Origin of the sequence: Lelliottia sp. RWM.1 (assembly GCF_016859735.1) — a bacterium.
Taxonomy (GTDB): domain Bacteria; phylum Pseudomonadota; class Gammaproteobacteria; order Enterobacterales; family Enterobacteriaceae; genus Enterobacter.
Genome location: NZ_WLVC01000059.1, coordinates 1 through 20,386 on the forward strand (window position 1 = coordinate 1; position 20,386 = coordinate 20,386).

Annotated in this window: 12 protein-coding genes; 1 reads left to right on the plus strand and 11 read right to left on the minus strand. The window is 52.5% G+C overall.

Features of this window, described 5'->3' with window-relative positions:
• Positions 1-180 precede the first annotated feature (180 nt).
• Both GF617_RS24455 and pdeH read right to left on the minus strand, forming a co-directional pair.
• Positions 181-2,223: an AsmA family protein gene (locus GF617_RS24455; RefSeq protein ID WP_181621301.1), complete on the minus strand. Its 2,043-nt coding sequence runs from the start codon at positions 2,221-2,223 to the stop codon at positions 181-183.
• A gap of 123 nt (positions 2,224-2,346) precedes the next feature.
• The gene (gene pdeH / locus GF617_RS24460) at positions 2,347-3,120 is read right to left on the minus strand and encodes a cyclic-guanylate-specific phosphodiesterase (RefSeq protein WP_181621303.1); all 774 of its coding nucleotides are present in this window, start codon (positions 3,118-3,120) and stop codon (positions 2,347-2,349) included.
• A gap of 230 nt (positions 3,121-3,350) precedes the next feature.
• On the opposite strand from pdeH, the gene GF617_RS24465 reads away from it, so the two are divergent.
• On the plus strand, positions 3,351-4,280 hold the full coding sequence (locus GF617_RS24465; RefSeq protein ID WP_203452645.1) for a sugar kinase: 930 nt from the start codon (positions 3,351-3,353) through the stop codon (positions 4,278-4,280).
• A gap of 53 nt (positions 4,281-4,333) precedes the next feature.
• On the opposite strand, the gene GF617_RS24470 is transcribed toward GF617_RS24465, so the two are convergent.
• The 9 genes from GF617_RS24470 to bcsR all read right to left on the minus strand — a co-directional run bounded on the left by GF617_RS24470 (position 4,334) and on the right by bcsR (position 20,182).
• A complete protein-coding gene (locus GF617_RS24470) occupies positions 4,334-5,827 on the minus strand; it encodes a pitrilysin family protein (protein ID WP_181621306.1) in 1,494 nt (497 codons plus the stop codon).
• Between the two features lie 227 nt (positions 5,828-6,054).
• Positions 6,055-7,341, minus strand: coding sequence for a dicarboxylate/amino acid:cation symporter (locus tag GF617_RS24475; protein WP_203452646.1), 1,287 nt, complete (start codon positions 7,339-7,341; stop codon positions 6,055-6,057).
• A 159-nt stretch (positions 7,342-7,500) separates the two neighbouring features.
• Complete coding sequence (gene hmsP, locus GF617_RS24480) at positions 7,501-9,507, minus strand: biofilm formation regulator HmsP (protein WP_203452647.1); 2,007 nt, start codon at positions 9,505-9,507, stop codon at positions 7,501-7,503.
• A gap of 120 nt (positions 9,508-9,627) precedes the next feature.
• Positions 9,628-13,125 carry a cellulose synthase complex outer membrane protein BcsC gene (bcsC, locus tag GF617_RS24485; protein WP_181621311.1) on the minus strand — a complete coding sequence of 1,166 codons (3,498 nt, stop codon included), beginning with the start codon at positions 13,123-13,125 and terminating at the stop codon, positions 9,628-9,630.
• On the minus strand, positions 13,107-14,213 hold the full coding sequence (gene bcsZ, locus GF617_RS24490; RefSeq protein ID WP_203452648.1) for a cellulose synthase complex periplasmic endoglucanase BcsZ: 1,107 nt from the start codon (positions 14,211-14,213) through the stop codon (positions 13,107-13,109). Before bcsZ ends, bcsC begins: the two co-directional genes overlap by 19 nt.
• Before the next feature lie 6 nt (positions 14,214-14,219).
• Positions 14,220-16,607: a cellulose biosynthesis cyclic di-GMP-binding regulatory protein BcsB gene (gene bcsB / locus GF617_RS24495; protein WP_181621313.1), complete on the minus strand. Its 2,388-nt coding sequence runs from the start codon at positions 16,605-16,607 to the stop codon at positions 14,220-14,222.
• 10 nt (positions 16,608-16,617) lie between these two features.
• Positions 16,618-19,233, minus strand: a complete 2,616-nt coding sequence (gene bcsA / locus GF617_RS24500; RefSeq protein WP_181621314.1) for a UDP-forming cellulose synthase catalytic subunit — start codon at positions 19,231-19,233, stop codon at positions 16,618-16,620.
• Entirely contained in the window at positions 19,230-19,982 is a 753-nt protein-coding gene (bcsQ, locus tag GF617_RS24505) for a cellulose biosynthesis protein BcsQ (RefSeq protein ID WP_181621316.1), read from the minus strand. The genes bcsA and bcsQ overlap by 4 nt, the downstream gene beginning before the upstream one ends.
• A gap of 11 nt (positions 19,983-19,993) precedes the next feature.
• Positions 19,994-20,182 (minus strand): cellulose biosynthesis protein BcsR, encoded by a 189-nt coding sequence (gene bcsR / locus GF617_RS24510; RefSeq protein WP_181621317.1) that lies wholly within the window; start codon positions 20,180-20,182, stop codon positions 19,994-19,996.
• Positions 20,183-20,386 lie beyond the last annotated feature (204 nt).

A 20,386-nucleotide genomic window follows, 5' to 3' on the forward strand; every position in this document is an offset into this window, starting at 1 on the left:
AAATGGCTGATATTACCGGGGAGAAGGGAGCGAAGTTACCCGCGGGAACTCAGGGTAAAGACCAGAAAATATCCGGACAAAAAGGTTGCTGGTCACCTTAAGTGACCAGCATTAACCATAAGGTTGCCGTTTTTTATGCACCAGTCCTCTTCCTGTCACAAAGGCCTTCAGGCTGAACAATCACTTTTTCATCTGCGCCAGTATGTTCCGACACTGATTTGCCTCTCCTTCTGACGGAGAGATCAGCGCCAGCAGCGCTGCAGCTGGTGTCACCAGCGTAGCCAGTGCCGCAGCGACTGCACCACGGGCAATCAATGGCCCGGCTTTCACCCCCGCCTGCGGGTTTTTGAATGTACCTCGCACATACAACGGCGAACGCAGGGTAATGATGCGGATCCCTTTGCTTTCAGGGTCGATAGTCAAATCGAGCTGTTCAGACGCCATGCTGGCCGTCCCGGTGACGTTTATCACTGCATTCTCCGTATCAAAGGCGAAAAGCTGGGGACGCGCCACACCGTTGACCAGATCCACGTTCGCAGCCGCGCAATTCACTTTCACTTCGTCATCGCCAAAAATTTGTCCGACCACGAAATTACCCACGTTCAGCCCCAGGATCTCCATCAGGTTACGGCTCACCAGTCCATCGTTCATCAGCAGTTTGAGGTTACCGTTACTGCTCCCCAACAGAGCGGCGACAGAATTCCCGGTTCCGCGGAAGTCAGCATCACCGTTCATTTCGCCGAGCGTTTTTTGCATCAGTTCAACGTCAGGCATCAGCTCTTTTAGCTTGAGACGCCGCGCCTGTACATCGGCCCGTCCTTGCATCGGCTTTTTATCGCCTTCAAGGTGAATATTCGACGAAATCATTCCACCCGCGAGGCCAAATTTCAGCGGTTGCAGGCGCAGGTCAGCATTTTTGAGGATCAGATGAGTGGAGAGATCGCTAATGGGTAGCGTACTGCCATGCTCAATTTTACGCCCTTTAAAGCGGACATCGGCATCCATCACATTCCATTTATCGGTTTCAAAGCGATCATAGGGCAATACTTTACCTGCTGGCTGAAGATCCTTTTTCACCTCTTTGGACCTGGTTCCTTTCCCCGAATCCACGCCAATCAGTGGCCCAAGATCGGCCAAACGCAGCTGACGGGACTCCACATCACCTTCCAGTTTTGGCCGAGGTTTTCCCGTGGTGTAGGTCAGCGAACCGTGAATATCGCTGTCACCGATGTGGCCGTTGAAATCACGGTAATCGAATACTGACGCCTGTTGATGACCTATTTTGGCCACCAGATGACCATCCGTTTCGAATGGCGGCGTATCAGGCAACAATACGCCTGTCAGGTCGTAAAGCGCACCCAGTGAATCACCAGAGAACCTCAGCCGCAGATCCACGCCCCCCATGTTCATTGGATCATTTATTGTTCCGACAAATGCCACGCGAGTGTTCCCGGAACGGAAATCAGCCTGTACCGGGAAAGGCGTACCGTCGCCGCGTAATGCCAACATACCACCTATTTTCCCTGTGCCACTCAGCGGTTGCCCGTTGTAGCGGCCCTTTGCCGTCAGACCGAAGATGTAATCACCTGTCTTGCGGGACGCCTCTTTGCTTTGGCTACCTGTGACTTCATTAAACGGTAGCGGTTTCCCAAGCGGATCAACCAGGATCTCCACATTGGCCTTACTCACTGCGTCATCAATCGCGATCCGCCCACGATCAAACAGGATGTTATCCAGACGAAATGACCATGCCGAAGGCACTGCATCGGGCTTGCTGCCATCATTGTTGGCGAGATTAAACGTCCAGTTATTATTTTTTTCTGACAGGCGAATCAAGCGTGCATCGGGTTTTTCGAGCTTGATCCAGGGCAGATAAACCGTTTTATTCAGGAGTGCGAGCGGCGCAAGCGTGGCCTCAACGCGCGGGAGATGAACCATTGTGACATCGGGGATATCAGGTGGGTTGCCAAGAATAATGTCATCAGCATGAACGTGCGGCCAGGGAACCCAGCTTCGCCAGCCCGTCTCTTCTTGCTGCCGTTCCCACACAATGCCCAGATCGCCACGAATGGCAAAAGGCCGGTTCAGCTCGGTTGAGACTTTCTGGTTGATGGTCGGTTTAAGGCGATTCCAGTCAAACGTGGCAATAATGATGATTGCCACCACAATCAACAACAAGAAGATCCCAAGTCCCCAGGTGACAATCCTGGCTGTTTTCGTCATCTTTTCCCCCTTACCTGATGGCCTTACCTTTCATGAATATAGCTCATGGCTCAGATAAGCGGGGGCCGCTGTGTCCGGTAATAGTGCGTATTCTCCACGCACTATTATGGGAAACAGCAGGGGTTATAAAGTGATAATAACGTTATCGAGCGTGTCCATCGGAACCGGACGCGAGAGGAAATAGCCCTGAGCTGCAGCCGCAGGCGAGTTTTGTACGTCGCGCCACTCTTCCAGCGTTTCAACGCCTTCCACAATGACTCCCTGACAATAACGATTCATCAACTGCAGCAACAGGGTGAACAAATTTCGCCCTTCCGACGTCTGTCGCAACATAATGAACAAGTCACGGGCGACTTTGATGTAGTCGTAGCGAACTTCACTCAGTGCAGAAAAATTCGCCATACCCGTACCGAAGTCATCCAGCCACAATGGGCCAAATTCACACATAGAGGCAAACGAAGAATCCTGTGGAAGACGGACATGCTCAACCAACTCAAAACGCATCCACGGCAACGCAGAGATCAATCCCTGTAATGTCGCATTCTGGCGTAATGCCATCAGGGTTGGGCCGTCGACATTCACCGAGGCAAGAATATTGTGCTGCTGGAAAAAGGACTGCCTGGAGGCCAACATTTTCAGTTGCTCTTCCAGCACATCCAGGCGCTGACGCACGGAAACCTCGGCAAAATAGCGGTCCGGTGCGATACGCTGTAAAGGATTCGATGGGTGTGTAACAACCGTTAAAATCTCAATTGCCATCAGCCGACCATCAGTACGGTAGATCGGTTGATAGGTGTACACACGCTCACATTGCAGCCAGTAGCGATGCTCCTGCAAGTTCTCAATACTTGCCTCAGGCGTAGTGCTTAGCCGCTGGATAACCTGCTCTGACTTCATTTCAGATGTCCTGTTGTATGGGGATGACCTTTTGGACTCGTCAATGGGTTATCGGCGCAACGATTGAGAACTTTATGTTCAGTCTGCGGGGAAAATGAAATTAAGATGACAGAAATTTCCAGGAATACGCGCTGGCTCAAAAAAAATAATGGAACGTCGTTTTAATATAGTTGACCATAAAATCCACACAGCGCACACTACCGCTAATTTATCTGTTCAGGTTCACGACTATGTCCAAAAAAATTGCCGTGATAGGCGAATGTATGATTGAGCTGTCACAAAAAGGCGCGGAAGTCAGCCGCGGTTTTGGTGGCGACACATTGAACACGTCAGTTTACATTGCCCGTCAGGTTGCACCCGACGCACTCTCCGTAAACTATGTTACCGCACTGGGGACAGACAGTTTCAGCCAGCAAATGCTTGAAGCCTGGCAAAGCGAAAATGTACAAACTTCACTCATCCAGCAGATGGAAAACCGTCTGCCGGGTCTGTACTACATTGAAACCGACAGTGCAGGTGAGCGCACGTTTTACTACTGGCGCAACGAAGCCGCGGCAAAATTCTGGCTGGAAAGCGACGCTGCCGCCGCCATCTGCGAAGAGCTGGCAACCTTTGATTATCTCTATCTGAGCGGGATTAGCCTGGCAATTCTAAGCCCGACCAGCCGCGAAAAACTGTTGTCACTCCTGCGTGAATGCCGTGCAAATGGCGGTAAAGTTATCTTCGATAACAACTACCGTCCTCGTCTGTGGGCCAGCAGCGAAGAGACACAGCAGGTCTACCAGCAGATGCTGCAGTGCACCGATATCGCATTCCTAACACTGGATGACGAAGATGCCCTGTGGGGTGAGAAACCGGTCGATGAAGTGATCGCCCGAACTCAGGCTGCTGGTGTAAATGAAGTGGTGATTAAGCGTGGTGCAGATTCCTGCCTGGTTGCCGTCGCTAACGATGCACTGGTTGACGTTCCAGCCGTGAAATTAGCCAAAGAAAAAGTGATTGATACCACTGCTGCAGGTGATTCATTCAGTGCGGGTTATCTGGCCGTTCGCCTGACGGGTGGAACACCTGAAGCCGCCGCACAGCGCGGACACCTGACGGCCAGTACCGTCATTCAGTATCGCGGTGCGATTATTCCACGCGACGCAATGCCTGATTAAGACGTTTGACCTCTCCCCCTCTCTCCAAAAGAGAGAGGGGGAGAGTGAAGAGCTTACTGCCCCTGTGGAATATCCGTCACTTCCTGATGCGCATCATCTGTCGCAGTATTCTGAGCAGACGCCGTCGACGAGACCATAATAGAATTCCAGGTCGACTGAAGCGCTTTCATGTCATATTCCGGCTCGCCTTTCGGCTGCATCAGAATCAACGCCATATCTTGTGACAGTTGCTGACGCAAATCCTGGTTCAACATCTCAACGGTCAGACCGCTCAGGAAATCCTGACGTAGCTTCTGATACTGTTCTGGCGCAATATCCACCACCTGATTTTGCAGGGAACGAATACGCTGGCTGATCAGAATGTCTGTATCAGCACGGGCATAGGTTGCAAACAGCTTCTGTAGCTCAAGTTTTTTCTGCGCGACCAGCGCGTTGAATTCATCTTCAGACAGGCCATCTTTACGCACTTTCGCCAACTCCTTTGCCACCACACCGAGATTGGCGTTCAGCTTGTCGCCAGGCGATTCAACATTAATGGCACACTGTGCACGCTGGAACAGCACACGGCAGTCAAAGCCCAGGCCAATATCTTTCATGTTGTTTTTGCTGAGCGTCTGCTGAACGTGCCAGAACAGGGCTTCACGCGCCAGGTCTGCACGCCAGTAACGCAGCAATGCGGCGGATTCACGGATTGGCTGCCACGCGGTATCCCACATGACGGAGAGACGATCCTGACGCACTGTGTCGGTCATGATACTGACAGGCTCTGCACGCAACGGCGAAAGCGTCGGGACAGGAGCAGGCGTCTCACGCTTACCTTTTAGTTCACCAAACGCCTTGTTGATCTGTTCAACAACCGCACGGCTATCAACATTACCCACCACAATCAGGGTCATCGCATCCGGGGTGTACCATTTCTGGTAGAAGGATTTTACCTGCTCGGCATCCACTGGCTGTTTCAGCGGCTCTGCCGGATCGTGTCCCAGCAGCATTGAGCCCTTCAGACGATAACGCCACCAGCCGTCTTTGGTATCAGCAGGCCATGTCGCGACCATGTCACTGTTACTTAATGCGTAGTTCACGGTATCTGGCGTAATTGCCAGCTTGCCCGTCGAATCCGACAAATAGGTGAGTGCTTCTTTCAGCAGGTCATTACGGTTATTCGGCAGACTCAGATTAAACATGGTGTAGTCATAAGAGACCACTGCAGGAGGAAGCGGGCGCTTAGGATCAATAGCCTGTTGCCAGAGTGAGCGCACCTGTACAGCTTGCAAACTGCCGCTCTGAGTGAGCGCCAGCCGAGGAATAAAATGGCTTAAACCGGTCTGTTGGGTACTCTCAGCAAGAGAGCCTGTATTCACAGACAGACGGATTTCGATACGGTCGCTGGGGCGTTGAGGAGTGGCTAAAACTTGCCACTGGAACCCATTCGCCAACGTCCCTTGTTGCCAGGCCGGGTCTGGCTGGAGCGCATCTGCCTGCACATAACTGGCCGCTGCCATCATCAGCAAACCGCCGGTTAAGAGTCGAATTTTTGTGCCCTGCATGTGAACCCCTGATCAACATTCCTGGTTAAAAAAGAGTGTCTCACGACGTGGAGAACTCTAAAAGATGACGATGAAAACACGTCGATTAGACCGCGTGTTCAGCAAAACGTCACGGTCAGAAGTGAAATATACCCAAAAAAAATCTTGTCGAATTATGACAGGTATGAACAGTTATTATGCGCAGGAGCCCGCTTCCCGACAAGGGAATGCGGGCATAAGTGAGGAGATTAGGAGGATAATCCCTGGGTTTTGCTATCAGATATCCGATTATTCAGCGTGTCGTCGAGCTTTTTGTGATCTAACTCTTTAACCCACTTCGCCACAACCACTGTTGCCACACCATTACCCACCAGGTTGGTCAATGCGCGCGCTTCAGACATAAAGCGGTCAATACCCAGAATCAACGCCAGACCCGCTACCGGCAAGTGGCCTACAGCCGAAATGGTCGCCGCGAGAACGATAAAGCCACTTCCTGTTACACCTGCCGCCCCTTTGGATGAAAGCAATAACACAACCAGCAGCGTAATTTGATGGAAAATATCCATATGGCTGTTGGTCGCCTGCGCGATGAAGACCGCGGCCATAGTCAGGTATATCGACGTACCATCCAGGTTGAAGGAGTAACCCGTCGGGATCACAAGCCCTACAACAGACTTCCGGCAACCGAGTTTTTCCATCTTATCGAGCATACGCGGCAGTGCAGATTCAGAAGAAGAGGTCCCCAGTACAATCAGCAGCTCTTCGCGGATGTAGCGAATGAATTTGAAAATATTGAAACCTGCGGCACGTGCAATCGACCCCAGCACGACCACCACAAACAGAATACAGGTGATATAGAAGCAGATAATCAGCTGGCCGAGCTGTACCAGCGAACCCACACCGTATTTACCAATGGTAAACGCCATCGCCCCGAACGCACCGACAGGTGCAAGGCGCATGATCATATTGATAATGCCAAAGATGACCTGAGAGAAACTTTCAATCACGTTGAAGATAATCTGGCCTTTGCTGCCCAGACGGTGCAACGCAAAACCAAACAGGACGGCAAACAGCAGTACCTGCAAGATATTCCCGCTGGCGAACGCGCCAATCACACTGCCTGGAATAACATCCAGCAGGAAAGCCACAACACCTTGATCTTTTGCCTGTTCGGCGTAGATAGCGACCGCTTTTGCATCAAGCGTCGAAGGATCAACGTTCATCCCCGCACCCGGCTGAACCACGTTAACGATAATCAGACCGATGATCAGTGCGATGGTACTGACCACTTCAAAATACAGAAGAGCGACTGCACCGGTACGGCCTACCGCCTTCATGCTTTCCATGCCAGCGATGCCGGTCACTACCGTACAGAAAATCACCGGAGCGATGATCATTTTGATGAGCTTAACGAACGCGTCGCCAAGCGGTTTCATTTGTGCGCCTAATTCCGGGTAGAAGTGACCAAGCAGAATACCGATTGCGATGGCTGTCAGGACCTGAAAATAAAGGCTTTTGAAGAGAGAGGTTTTCATAGGGTGTCCTTGGGAAGAAAAACCACAGGCTTTGTAAGGTTATGGTTAACCTGCGGCTCTAAAATAACACCCGTAAAACAGGACAGAAATAAACTCAGATCAAATTTGAAACACAAATGTTAAAAAGTTAGAGCTGACTCGCACAAGCCAGCAACAAAATTACACGTTTGCGTTATTGTCTTCGCCAAAAAGATATCGCTGTTCAAACACATTCGCAGGGACAGCACGAGCAAACAGAAAGCCCTGTCCACTCTCAACACCCGCCCCGGCAAGCCAGTCGCGCTGCGCTTCCGTTTCAATCCCTTCGGCAATCACATGCAGTTTGAGGCTTCGCGCCATCTGAATGATGGCCTGGACCATGCTGCTGTCATCCGGCAGACCGTCAACAAAGGTTTTATCAATCTTCAGGACATCAACCGGCAGCGTTTTCATGTGCTGGAGCTGACGCAACCCGGCATACCCCATACCAAAATCGTCAAGTGCGATGCGGATACCCGCATTACGCAGCGGTTTCAGAATGGCGACAGCTTCATTAGGATCATCAATACGTCGGCTCTCCGTCACCTCCAGAATCAGCGTATCAGGCTGGATCCGGTAACGGTGGATAAGTTCCAGCATCTCCGACACCATCGTCGGGTGCATAAGCTGTAATGCAGACAGGTTCACCGACAACGGCATCATGACACCCCGCTCTTGCCAGGCGGCGAGCTGTCGGCAGGACTCTTCCAGCACCCAATAACCCACGGTCACCATCAGACCGCAAGACTCGATACGCTCAATCAGCCCTTGAGGCAGTTCCCATGAGCCATCGGGTTGCTGCATACGCAACAGGGCTTCTGCACTTTTCACCTCTCCGGTCAGCAGGTTCACCTGCGGTTGTAACCAGATCGCAAACTGATGGTTATCCAGCGCAGTCAGAATGTCACTCTCTTCTGTCAGGCGCTGCTGCGCTTTCTCCATTTGCTCCGGATCGAAGAACTGAATTTGATTTTTGCCCTTACGACGAGCAGTGAAAGCAGCCGAGAAGGCGCGGCGATAAAGTTGCTCAGCCGTCAGGTCGCCATAGAACATCGCAATCCCGATGCTGGCACTTGGCCGCAGCTGGATTCCCTGAATCGGCAACCGCTCGTTAATAACAGTGAGTACTTGCTGACCTAGTGTAATCGCATGCCATGGCTCTTTTACACCATGCGCGATAATCACGAAGTCATAGCCGCTCACCTGGGTGAGCACCATACGCGGTGCGAGAACAGATTTTACTTTTTCAACCAGTGTCAGCAGCAGTACTTCCCGCTGGCTCTCCTTCAACACGCCAGCCGTGTCCTGCAAGGTTTCACATGCCACTACCATCAGCGCAGTCGTCTGCTGGCGCGCCACAGTTTGCTCCAGCATTGCCATCAGAAAGGCTTTGTTGGGCAAATCAGATACCGGGAAGCGAGTGGCATTGCTGTTCAACTCATCCTGCTGGCGCATGACACGCTGTTGGTTGATGTTGTAGCTACGCACCAGCATGCCGATTTCATCATCATGATGCAGGCGCGGAACGTCCAGTTGATGTCCAACCTGGTCCTGAGGCGAGAGATTATCCAGCGCTCTGGCAATACTGCGCAGCGGGTGCACAATCAGGCGGTTAATACACCAGGTCAGAGCCACGCTCAGGATGAGTGATAAAAGTAAGTAAGTAGTTACCAACGTGGCAACCCAGCTCATCACAAACTTATACAGACGGTAGGAGTCCGCCTGGAGTACAAGATAGGCCAGCGGCTGTGGGTTTGCCGGGCGCTCAAGCGAATAAACAGGCAATGAGATTTGCACTGGCAGCTCAAACAACCGCATGAGCATCATCGGAACCGGACGCTCAGGAATGAAGCTCATCCGTAGCGCCTGAAACTGATTGGGTAAGACGACATCCGCACGGCTGACAATCCCCGTCGGCTGGATGCGTTTTAAGATGGTTTCCGCCTCGGGAATATCCCCTTTCAAAATCGCGGCTGAGAGCGGGCCGCGTATTGAGCGGGCTATACTTTCTAATTGCGAAGCCGTGTTATAGCGATTCTGCTGTACGGAATGAAACAGCAAAATGACGCAGAATAGAAAAACAAACAGCATAGTGACGGCTGAAACCATCGCCATCTGTTTGATAGTTAAAGAACGGCTGACACGCAAAATGACTCTCCACAGAACTCGAAGCGCAAGACACACCAGGGAGTTAGCCTGGTGCGCCTGAGTATACCCGATTGATGAGATTTTAAGAGAGACTTACAAATGGATTAAGGATTATTCTGGTTACCAGTCCGCATAAGGTATGAGCGGTTGCGGCGGGAGGTCCATATCCCCTTGCCAGCCTGCGGCAGAATAACGCACATAAATAAGCGCGTGGCTTGGTGTGTAATCCTTCGCCTGCTGTATGTCAACGCCCAGCCCAACGAACCAGTTTGACGTAACACGACGTTCAATAATCGCTCTCGCGGTGTAACCCGTACCCGACGAACTGCTGCCGTTTACAGGCTCATGCTTATCGGCATACATCAGATTATCGTCAGCATCGTAATTATCATTCGGAATCAGCCCCTGAAGAGGGTATCGCATCCCGTCACTGGTTTTCGAATGCGACCATGAAACCGAGCCACCCAATTCCCACGACCAGTTTTCGGTACGTTTGCGCCAGGTGACAGGCAGCGCGAAGGAAACATACTCCTGAGGGCTGTAATAACCGCCTTGTCCCAGGGTATAGCCACCCAGGTCTTTGTCGTAATGCCACAGCATATTGCTGACGCCGACCGTCAGGCGTTCATTATTTTTATTAATGACTTTGTAGTAATACCCGGTCATCCAGCGGATGCGCCAGTTATCCGCCACATTCTTACCTGTCAGGCTATCCGCATTCAGGCTGGACCAGACACCGTTCGCCTCCCCCTTGTCATAGCTCATGCTCACGCCACCACCGGTGGCACGTACGCCGCCCCAGGTCGTGTCGGTATTCGAATCATGTTGTCCTGCAAAAGCCAGCACAGAGCTGGAAATCGGGCGGCGGTGAACGTTCAGGGTATAACCGATCGGCCCCAAATCATTGCTGTATGCCAGACTACCGACCACGTCCACCACATCGAAGCCCATCGGCGTTGTGCCAATGTCCATCGCCCAGGTGTCGTTTTGCCAGCCAACCGCCACACTTGCGCCATTGGCAGTCTGATTTGTATTGCCATGGCAAGGCGTTCTTGCACACGTACCCCATTGCGGATCGTATTTCCCGTCTTTGGTGGCAAAAGTTCCGGCATCCATATTCACCAAATCGCTCCGGAAGAACATACGCCCATCCGCCAGTGGCGCGTCCACTTGCAGCATAGTGGTATGCGCTTTCAGGTCGGAATACCCGCCCGTACCGCTTGACCCCCAGTAATCGTGTTGCAGCGTGACATTCACATCCTGCTGGCGATACAGATCGCCTGCGTCACTGCGCACGCCCCGTTTCAACCAGTCATCTTTCTCATCATTCCGCGTCAAACGCGTAAAGCTGTCATTATCTGCCGGACGCGTAGTCGTAATACCGGAGGAAACCATCGCGTCTTTATAAGTCTCCAGCGCCTGCTGAGGCTCGCCACTTTGCGCCTGAATACGGGCGGCATCACGCAGCACCAGCGCATTTTCCATAGAGGCAGGTTGTGTCCTTGCCTGCGGAACAATGTTACTGAGCGTCTGCTTAGCCGCAGCGGTATCACCAAGACCTGCCTGAGCCAGGGCCACACGACGCTGTACATTGAGAGATGGCGGCTGATCGCTTTTCACCTCAGACAGTTTTGCCAGCTCTGTACGCGCGGCATCTTTATTGCCTTGTGCAATATAAACTTCCGTCAGACCGAGAATCGCATCTTCGTTGTTTGGCTCCCGCTGCAAGACTTTGCTGTATGCGGCCTGTGCCTGAACGTTATCCCCACGCTGCTGAGCCCAGTCAGCCAGCGTTAAATCAATTCGTGTTGAGGCCGGTTGCTGGCGCAGCAGGTTTTCGGCCTCCTGCTCTTTCCCGCTGTCACGCAGACGATTTGCCGTTTCCAGCACCTGGTTGCTTTGCAGACGGTCTGACAACTCCTGAATATTGCCATTCCATTTATCGCGCGGGAGCGTATTCAGGTGAGCCAGAGCAGCCCGATCCTGATCGTTCCCTGAGAGGTAAAGCCCGGTGGCGTAAACTTGTTCCGGATCGCCAGGTTTTTGACTCGCAAGCTGCCGCATTAATGTATCCGCCTGGCTGCGCTGTCCTGCACTGTAGAGATCGCGTGAAAGACGGTAGGTGATCCATACATCGCCTGGTGAGAGCGCCAGACGACGACGCTGAATTTCTGCAGCCTGTGCAAATTTACCCTGATTTTCCAACTGTTCTGCCTGTTGGGAAAGCTGCTCGTTCGTCAGGCTACGTTCAATGTCATCAATGCTGCGACGCTGGCTGGCAGAAAGGGACTGAATAAACTGTGTGGCCTTCTCTGGCGATTGCGCGCGATACACATTTGCAAGACCACGTACCGCGTTGCTGTTACCGCTGTCCATGCGCAATGCCTGGCGATAATAACGCTCGGCCGCCACGTTATCTTTACGCACCATCGCGGCATCCCCCAGCCCCAGGACTGCATAGCTGTCGGTATTATCGATGTTGCGTGCCTGCTGGTAATAACGCTCCGCCTGGCCTGGATTGTTCGCTTTTAGTGCGGCATCACCTTGCTGGATTAAAAGCCAGTAACGGTTAACCTTTAACAGGCTATCCCATTTGCCCCGGTTGTCGCTCTGCGGATCGAGAGCGATGGCCTTTTCAAACTGCGCGACTGCGCGGGCACGATCGCCTTTCTGTGAATACGCCTGGCCCAGTGCGCCGACGGCTTCACTGTCGGCATGGTTCGCGCTGACCGCTTTTTGCAGTTCCGCTACGGCCTTGCCACCCTGCCCGGCATCGACTGCGGCTAACCCTTCAGCTTTCGCACGGAACGCTGGATCGGCGAGCTGTTTCTGTTGCGCTTCAAGCTGCGAGCGAGCAGCGGTCACGCTGTCACCATGACTAAAAACACTGAGGTATTTTTGTAGTGCATTGACGCTGGCACTGCTTGTCGGCTGGTCTTTAATTTGCTGATACCAAAGCTCAGACGCCTGGTCACGGCCACTGGTGCTTTTGGCCATATCCTGCAATACCGCAAACCCTTCATCACGTCGCCCATTCTGGAACAATAACTGCGCCAGAGAAGCCTGTTGTTGCGTGTTACCGGGATTATTCGTGTTAATTCTCTTCAACTGATCGATGGCTGTGTTACGTCTGGCAGGATCTTTCGCAACCACTGTCCAGTATTCTGCTGCCAAATCCCCTGTGGGTGGATTGCCATCAAAGAGTTTGTCGTAAGCGGCAATGGCTTCCTGAGTATGGCCTGTCGTGGCTAACAATCGTGCTTGTTGCAACGCCTGACGGCCATCCGATGTCGAGAGCAACATGGTGTTACGTGAGGATTTATAGGCGTTCGAGCTGGGTGCGAGTCCTTTAAGACGATCCAGCTCTTTTTGCGCCCCTGCAACATCCCCCTGACGCAGCAGATAGCGGAATCGCGCAGCCACCACGTCCGGATTGTTTGGGTCGATCAGTTCAAGGCGGTAGAGCGACTGGCGTACCAAATCTTCACGCTGTGTTGACTCACCCAGATGCACCTGTTCCAGCAGCTGTTTCTGTTGCGGAGAATTGGCGGCCTGAGCCAAAGGCATCAGCGCAAGGCCAAGCGATAAACTGAGTAAATTTAATGTGAACTTGCGCATTCCTGGCCCCAATCCGGTATTAATTCACCTTTTGCGGTGAAGCGAAAACGATGCTGATCCCATCCTTGTCCAAAGAGAGTCAGCACGTAGCTGTAATAGGCATTATTATCGGGAAAATTGTCGGCGACACGCTGACGCTGTACTGCTTGCGCGTCACGGTTTTGTATAAATGGCAGCAAAGAGGCAGAAAACCCGACCGGGCCTTTTCCCGTGCGTTTTCCGCTCGCCACATCCACTTTCTCCGGCGGTACGCCCTGCTTTGTCGTCACCGTCGCCATCGGCTGAAAGCGTGCCAGTAGCCGGGCTTTTTGCGGATCGTTATCGTTCATCATGCCCACCCAGAGATACACCCGGATGGCATCGTAGCTTCCCACCAGGGACGCTGCCTGGTTCAACTGCCAGCCTTTGTTTTTCCGGTACTGCACCCAATCAGGTGAGAACCCTTTTGGCGCTGTCTCCAGCAATAAGCGCTGGTTTGTTTCACGAAGAGCGGTCCATGGCGCGCCAAAGCGGGTGAAATAGTGCGCAAACTGAGGAGGAAGATAACTGGGGTTGAAACGCCAGGCATCGGTTTCAGCAAAACCGATTTTACCCGGAAGCAGCATGGACCCCAGCCCAGGTACTTTCACCACTTCTTCACTGGCAATGCGTTTAAGTAACGCTTTCCCCATGCTGGTGTAGTTCGGTTTCTTCCATAAACGTCCCGCTTCCAGCAGTGACCAGGCAATCCAGATATCAGCATCTGACGCAGAGTTCGCGTCGAGCACAGTCCAGGTCTCTTTACCCTTCTGCCCCCACAACCAGGCTGGCAGATGTTGCTGTAAGTCACCCTGAGCCAGGTTATCGCGAGTCCAGGTCAATAGCAGATCAAAAGCCTTAGGATCATTGGCTGCCAGCGCAAAGAACAACGCATAGCTTTGCCCTTCGGAGGTGGTAATTTTGCGCGCATCACTCGGATCAATGACGCGCCCCCCCTCGCTGATATAGTCCTGTTTAAACTGTTCCCAGACAGGCCAGGTGCAGGCGGCGCGAAGATCAACCGCCGCCAACATCAGTCCAGCCAAAACACACCAGCGAAAGGCTCTCATCACGTGTTACTCGTGGTCCGGGTTGAGGCGACGACGGCTGATAATACGCAGCAGACGCCACAGCACCCACGCCAGCAGAACGACGCTGATTGCCGCCAGAATCGCCAGTAAAACCGGATGGTTTGCCAGCGCATACCACAGACGTTCAAACCACGGCAGATGCCCCACGTAGTAAACATCACCGACACGCAGACTATTTACCCCCGACTCACGAATGACCGACACTGAACCGAACATCGACGCACGCTTGCCGCTGTCATTCATCGCATTGTTTAACAGTTCATAACCGCGCGGACTATCAGCCAACAGCGCGATAACGCTTCGCTGGTCGTTGTACGGTGACTGGAAGCCCACAATCGCGGCCATTGGACCGGAAGAAGTCACGCGGGTCTGGACGTTGGCCTGGCGATCGCCGCTGTCAGGCATAATGCTTGGGAATTCACTCTGACGCAGCGGGGTATTGACCCAGGACTGAGTGGCCTGCACCAGCAAATCGATACGCTTATCGTCTTTCAGCTTATCCGGGATAGTCCCAATCACCATGATGTCAGCATCTTTGTTCTGAATCTGGCTGCCATCGTCAGTGAGCGTCACATTGATGGACGGTAATCCCGTTTGCGCCCCCACTGAAGCCATGGTATCCAGCAGCGTCGTCAGTTGCGCTTCATTTGGCGCTTTTGGCATCACAACAATGGACTCAGACAAGTCAGCCATGCGGCTGAACGGGAAGCTGGCATTGGCAAACGCCCGCAGATCCGGCATCGCCAGGAAGTGATAATATTTCGAGAAATCGATAGTCGACTCGTCGCCAATAACCACGTGGTTCTGCACTGGCTGGAAGGTAATGCAGTTGTCAACCGACCCACCAGGCATCGGGTTCATGTACTGAAAGTCAAAACGTAACTGGTTAACCGCCCCCAGTTTCAGCGCCGGGATGGATACATCCGTTTTACCGTCCAGCAAGCCTTGCAGTACCGGCAAGCGCAGCATCAGTTTGTTGGTATCCTGATTACTGGCCAGACTAAAGGATTGCAGGAACTGATTATTCAGGCTGATATCCATACGCGAACTGTCATTGACCGACGGTGCGGTATAGCGGTAGTTCAGATTGATATCGATGCCGTTAGTGCGCAGCAGATACAAGTCTGGTGGAAGGTTGAGTGAAAGGTTGATAGGCGAAGGCTCAAGCCCCGTAGACTGAAGCTGCTCTTCATAGGTTTTTAACTCACCAAACGTGATGGCACGATCGGTACGTACCCAGTTCGGCGCATCGTACGGTTTACGTGCCAGCAGAGGTTTCACATCATCCACCACTACACTGTTACCACGGAACAGTACGTTACCCTGAGCGATCCCTTTTGCAGCCTGGACCAGATCTTTGTCATCACGACCAAATACCACCAGCAGTTTCACGTAAGGATTGTCAGGATGGTTAATGACTTCAACCGTCGGCGCTTTCACATCCGGGTGGTCACGCAGGAAAGCGGGACGTTTTTCATTAGTGGCAAACACAATGGCATTACGGTCCGGCAAGGTATCAAACAAAACCGGGAAACTCTGCCCACGCCAGCCAGAACGGGAACCAAACCAGGAGGACACAATGGTGGCGGCCAGTTGCTGGGTCACATCCGGAGAGCCAGCAAACACCACCGGTAAGTTTAACGGGCGGTTATCACGCGGGTCGAAGAACGGAATGGGGAAAGCGGAAAGATCGTTCTTCAGCGCCAGTGACTGGTAGGTCATTTGCAGCGACGTATTACGGCCAACGTCGACCCAGAGCGTACTGCTGGCAGGGTTTTCACACACATCGCGGTAGTGACCGACAAACTCCAGACGCACGCGGTTAAAGTCGGTGATAAACAGGGGATTGATTGGAACCTGTGCCAGCGTTTTTTTACCCAGTTGTTCTTTGGTAACAGGCAGGACATCCATCAATTCATCATTGAGGTACACCTTCAGCTGCGATTGTATCGGCAACAGCGACGGTGACGGCGTGTATTCCAGGTTCAACATCGCCTTCGACACCACTTCATCGCTTCGCATGCCAAACTCGACGCCACCGTTAGGGTTAATGCCACGTAGCACCATACTGCCCGGAGGCGGTGCGATCTGAGCAAAGGTGAGTTTCACATCCCTGGACGGGGCGTTGTCCACGACGATTGGCGCATCAGCACCGCGTACACCAGGCAGGACACGTCCAACGGTCTGAGCATCCCCGCCAGTCGGCTGAACAGCCGCCTCGTTTTCGGCTGGCGTCGATGCAGCGGTGACAACCTGATCGGTCGCTTGCACAGTCGTAGCCGCGGTATTTTCAGGGGCTGCATTCGCCACCATGGAGGGAAGTGCACTCATCCCCACTGCCACTGCACATATCCAGGAAAGTTTTGTTTTCATCGCGTTATCATCATTGTTGAGCCATAACCGGGTCTGATTGCTTCGTTTCATCCCGTTCAGGTCGACGAGGAATAAACGATACAACCCAGGAAATCAGCGAGGTAAGTGACCGGAAAATTAATTTCACAGACGACGGGGCAAATTCTGCAAGGTGACGATAGCCACGGAACCCCAGCTTCAGAATATCCAGCAGGCTTTCCAGTGGTTTATCTTCCGGGAAGCTGTCCTGCCAGAGAGCCCACGTATCCGCGCGGGCAAACGTACATTGCACAAAATCAATATGTTGCTTTTTGGTCAGCGGCATAAGTTGCAGACCGACTTCATTACCTGACACACGCACGACTTGCGTCGGGAAGACATACTCCTGCTGACCGCGTTTGAGCAGCAGGTTTACTTTCTGCCCTTCCAGCACTTTCGCCTGACCATTGATCTTGATCCCCAAACCGCCGTCAGAAAAGTCATGCACGGTACAGGAGAAGAGATGGCCATCTTCGCGGGCAATTGCCGCAGGCATGCTGATCTCAACACGATGCGCACGTCGCACCTGTTTGCTTTCTACCGATACCGCCACCGCGCCACCCAGGATAATCAGGTTATAGAATACCCACGCCATACTCACGAAGACGGTCAGGACTTCGTTTTCCGGTCCATAGAAGTAGCGCCAGATACCCACAATCACGCCGACAATATTGAGCAGCACCAGGAAGATATACGGACGAGAGATAACCCAGTCGACGTACTCCTCTTCCACCAGCCCACCTTTGGCGGTGACGTTGAATTTCCCTTTATGCGGGTTAATCAACGCAACCATTGTCGGTGGCGCGATATACCAGGCCAACACGGTTTCGTAGATTTCACTCCAGAATGAATGACGATATTTACCCTGAATCTTCGAGTTCGTCAGGCTGGCATGGATCATGTGAGGCAAGACAAACAACGCAATCATCAGTGCCGGAGCAAAGATGATGTAAGCGTGAAGCAGCAAGAATGCCAGCGGCGCAGTCAGGAAGATCAGTCGTGGAATACCGGACAAAAAGTGGAACATGGCGTTGACGTAACACAAGCGCTGCGCCATCTTCAGCCCTTTACCAAATAACGGGTTATCAAGACGGAAAATCTGCACCATGCCGCGCGCCCAGCGAATACGCTGGCCAATGTGCGCTGAGAGGGATTCCGTCGCCAGCCCTGCGGCCTGAGGGATACGCATATAGGCGGAGGTATAACCTCGACGGTGTAAGCGCAGCGATGTATGGGCATCTTCTGTCACCGTTTCTACGGCGATACCGCCAATCTCATCCAGGGGTTTACGGCGAATAACCGCACAGGAACCGCAGAAGAATGTGGCATCCCACATGTCGTTCCCATCCTGTACCAAACCGTAGAATAGTGTCCCTTCGTTAGGGGTCTTGCGAAAACGGCCCAGATTACGTTCAAACGGATCCGGAGAGAAGAAGTGGTGCGGCGTCTGCATCATCGCCAGTTGCTTCTCTTTCAGGAACCACCCCATCGTCATTTGCAGGAACGAACGGGTGGGAACGTGGTCGCAGTCAAAGATGGAGACAAACTCTCCTTTGGCATACTTCAGCGCATTATTTATGTTCCCGGCTTTCGCATGCTCGTGCGTGGTACGAGCGATATACTCCACCCCGACATCTTTCGCAAAATGTTGAAATTCTTCGCGGCCACCATCATCAAGGATCCAGATTTTGAGCTTGTCTTTTGGCCAGTCGATACCCAGCGCAGCATAAATGGTGTTTTTCACCACAGTCAGATCTTCGTTGTACGTAGGGACAAAAAGATCAACTGTCGGCCACAGAGAGGTATCCTTTGGCAACGGAACCGGCTGGCGATTCAACGGCCAAATGACCTGGAAATAGCCCAGAACTAACACAATCCATGCGTAAGTTTCCGCAAATAGCAGCACCAGCCCACACACCAGGCTTACCGGATCATCCCAGTTCAGCGTCGAGGTATAACGCCACCAGATGTAGCGGCAAGAGACCGTCAGCGACAGCACAATCAGCATCAGCGCTGAGAAACGGCCTGGAATTCGGCGAACCAGCAACGCCACACCCCAAAGCAGGATCAGGAAGATAAACTGCGCCAGCGGGTTAAAGGGCTGCGTGATACAGACCAGCGCCAGAATGAGTGAGAACACCACGATCACGCCGAGGATAAAACGCCTAAGCCCCGGATGGAGATGCCCGAGTTCTTTATGGTCATCAAGATGGCTGGTCTGGTCACTGACGCGACCGGGCAGATTATCCAGCCATTGATGGTAACGCCCACGAAGATGCTGAGCACGCTCGAAGCCGTGCCAGCGTGGACTCTTTTTTTCATGTTTTTCCGCTGTTGCAACAAGCCACACAGCCTGAATGGCATAGCGTGCGGGATCTAATGGCCGAGGTTTATCAGGGTTGATATGCGGATAAAACTCACGGTGCTGTGCACGAATACGTTGCCAGCGCGGATGTTCAAGCGGAATAAATATCCAGGCCAGGATCATCCATAAACAACCCAGCGCAGCACTCAGCGATGACGCACCATGCCGACGGTAATGCCGGTAATGCTCGCTTAAACGCGCGCTGACCGGCGGGATGAGTAACCAGCTGGACAGACGACTCATACAGAACTCCCGGCAGATGCAGGACGATTCGCATACTGCAGTAAACACCAGTTGGCCAGCGTAAGGATCTCTTCCGCCGCCAGTGCATCGCTACGGTATTCACCGAGCGGCTGTTTGGAAGCGAGACACTCTGCCATTCCTTCATCACGATGAATCACCATCGGCAACAAACGACGCTGGCTTTGTAGCCATATCTGATAGAGATCATCCTGAATCTGACTGTTTAGACGTAAGTCGTTAATCAGAATATGGGCATCCGCAGGCAGAGCCTGCTGATGCAGACGGATGTGACAATTTGCATCCGCATTGACGATGGTGAGCATGCGGTCACATTGATCAATCAATTGGCGGGTGAGCGTTGTATAGCCGTGGGGAAGATCCAGTAATATCCACTGGTAATGGCTTTTTTCTTTCAGCTGTTGCAGCGCGTTGCTAAACGCCGCCAGCGGTTGCTGATAAGCGTCAGGATTTTCACGTTCATTGGCGGTCAGTTGACCAAAAGGCAGCACGTCGAGCTGAGAAGTGTAGCGTAATCCCGCATCTCGCCAGTCTTGACCATCCAAAAGTGCACGAGCCCAGCCGTTAGCGTTATCAAAATCTACGTTGAAAGACATGCGCAGCAAATTATCGGGGCATGCATCAATAACCAGCACCGATTCGCCTAATATTTGTAATGACCACGCCAGCGCCGCAGTAACGGATGTTGTACCCACTCCACCACGGACGCCCTGTAATCCTAGTACGGCCATCAATGGCTCCCTTATTGTTGTTGGGCAAATTCAGCTAATAATGGCCAGCGTTTAATAGCCGCCGCCAACTGTTCGCGCTGGGAAATATCGGTGTAATCTATTTCAGGCAATGAAAAAGCCCGCGTCAGCGCCAGAAAATCGTTTTGGAAAGTGTAACCCAGGCTAGAGTCGACCGGCGTGCCGGATTCATTATTATGCATTTATGTCTCTTCCCTTTGAGTAAAATCATACAACCAGATCCAGCAAGGCATCCTGCCACGAAATTTCATTTACATGCTAAATCTGATGTTCTTTAATTTCAATGTTAGGTTTATTTCTACGCTTTCGCTAGGGAAGGTGCGAATAAGCAGGTCATTTCTTCCCAAGCTGACTCGCTGATTAAAATTTCGCGGATCTGGGCCGAT